We start from the raw sequence: 2,449 nt of genomic DNA, 5'->3' as shown, positions 1-2,449 counted from the left end.
CAGGTCGCTCATTCACGGTCTCCTCACGGAGCCTCAATCAGATCGCGCCTCTCCCATCAATGGGTCCTGACCCTAGCGAAAGCAGGTCATCGTGGCTTGCGATCGCCCGCAACTCGTGGATTATTCCTGATGCAAAGCTGGAACCGGAGAGAAGCCCCTTCGCGATTGTGCTAGACAGCGCTCATCCTCCTCTCGATCCATTTGATCAGGCACCTGCGACCCAGGTTCATGCATGATCCTATGCCGAGCCGTCTTTGGACTTCGCCAGTTCCTGCTGACGCAGGAGAAAACGCTGCACTTTGCCACTCGGTGTCCGTGGCAAATCGGTGACGAACTCGATTTCGCGGGGATAGGCATGAGCAGACAACCTTGCCTTCACATAGGCTTGCATTGACGCAACGAGATCGTCGCTTGGCTGCCAGCCCTCTTTCAGAACCACGAATGCCTTTATAATCTCGGTTCGATGGGGGTCGGGCTTTCCAATTACCGCGGAATCGATGACGGCTTCCAGTTCGAGCAGCGCGCTTTGAACATCGAATGGACCTACCCTGTAGCCGGACGTGGTTATGACATCATCCGATCGAGCGAGGAATGATATGCTACCATCCTCACCCTGCTCCACAATGTCACCGCTAAGATAATATTTTCCCATGAAGGCGGCCGTTCCGTGGCCGACATACCCGTCGAACCAGAACATAGGCGACTGTTCCCGGTCGATGGCCAGGATACCCGGTTGCCCCGGGTCGAGTTCTACACCCTTCTTGTCACAGACCACAACTTTGTAACCGGGGGAAGCAAAGCCTGCCGAACCAAGTCGGACGGGATGATCAAGGGCGTGATGATTGCACACGACCATACCGACCTCGGTTTGCCCATAATGATCATTTACAGCTACGGAGAGATATTCTGAAAACCAACGAACGATCTCGGAACCAAGGGGTTCGCCGGCGCTGCTCACCGCGCGAAGCTGGCCCCTTATCCGTGTAGCAACCTCGACGCTTGCCAAGGTCATTTGACGAAAGGCAGTTGGAGAACCTGCGAGGTTCGTGACACCCAGCGTGTTGATCAGATCATATGTTTCCTCGACGTTGAATGGGTTCTCATTGAAGATCGTCGCCACGCCCATCGCGAGCGGCGCGGCCACAGCATAGTAAAGGCCATAGGCCCAGCCCGGGTCGGCGAGGTTCCAGTACCGATCGGTTTCCAGCAAACCAACGGCGTTCTGCAGATAGGCAGTGAACGCCATGATTGCCCTGATCGGCACCTCGAGCGGCTTGGCTGGCCCGGTTGTGCCAGACGTGAACATCAACAGGAAGGGACTATCAATGTCACGCGGCACGGCCTCTGACCCTCCTGTCATGTGGTTGAGCGCTGACCAGAAATCTGTGTCATCGACCATTGGTTCTGCACCAACCACAATGGTCGGTACCGACACCGATTGCTCCGACAGCTTCGACCGATTGCCAGCGTCAGTGACGACAAGCTTCGTTCTGGCCTCCACTAGCCTGTGTTCAATCGCCTTAGGCCCGAAGGCTGTGAATAAAGGCTGGTATACCGCGCCGATCCTCCATGTAGCCAGGATTGTTATAAGTAGCTCGGGGGAGCGCGGAAGCAGCCCAGCCACACGGTCTCCGACTTCGACACCCTCGCGCTTGAGCACATCAGCAAACTTCTGCGACAATGTTTTCAAAGTAGCGAAAGTCCACGGCGTGACCGCACCGTCGCATCCGCAATGAATGAGAGCAATCTTGGTTTCGTCGGCAGCATTTCGGTCGCAGCAAATCTCTGCAGCATTTGCCCGCCCCTCGGGAAATGCCTGCAATGATGCCACGGCGGCGGCATAAGCGGCCGGTGTCAATGCGTGGGGATATTCGCATGTCGGCGCAGCCGGGCTTATGCCTGCTGCCGGCTCCAATTGCCCCATCTCGTCGCCAGCTTTCATCACTCTTATCGCCTCTGCATTGAATTGTGCAAAGAGAGATGGTGACGTTTGGGTGCTCGGGATGTCCAAGTCGGAATCCTCTGCCGCGCGGACAAAAATTCATGCTGGCCCTGACGTGACCCCCGTTTTTTCCTCCAGTTGAAGCTGGAGTCCGGCCCTGGAAAGGGACGGACAGATGAAGCGGAAACAGTTTTCTGAAGAGCAGATCATCTGCATCCTGAAGGAAGCCGAGGCAGGTGCGGTGGTGATGGATCTGTGTCGCCGGCACGGCATGTCTAGCGCCACTTATTACGCCTGGAAGGCCAAGTTCGGCGGTCTGGAGGTGTCCGACGCGAAGCGTCTACGGGCGCTTGAGGAAGAGAACGCCCGGCTCAAACGGTTACTGGCGGACACAATGCTGGACAACGCAGGTCTGAAGGACCTGCTCTCAAAAAATGGTGACGCCCGCCGCGAAGCGGGAAGCGGTCGCGCATCTCCAAACGGCGCTGGGGATGAGTGAGCGGCGGG

At 57.0% G+C, this 2,449-nt stretch carries 1 protein-coding gene and 1 pseudogene; one reads left to right on the top strand and one right to left on the bottom strand.

What is annotated here, in order from left to right; all coding sequences use genetic code 11:
* Positions 1–238 precede the first annotated feature (238 nt).
* A complete protein-coding gene (locus AC07UH_RS21435; RefSeq protein ID WP_495182204.1) occupies positions 239–2,011 on the bottom strand; it encodes an AMP-binding protein in 1,773 nt (590 codons plus the stop codon).
* Between the two features lie 106 nt (positions 2,012–2,117).
* On the opposite strand from AC07UH_RS21435, the pseudogene AC07UH_RS21430 reads away from it, so the two are divergent.
* A pseudogene (locus AC07UH_RS21430) lies at positions 2,118–2,449 on the top strand (transposase); the annotation flags it as partial.

The organism is Sphingomonas sp. GW821-FHT04B01, from assembly GCF_059420425.1.
The sequence above is the reverse complement of the archived record's forward strand: the minus strand, read 5'-3'. Positions and strand labels throughout refer to the sequence as shown.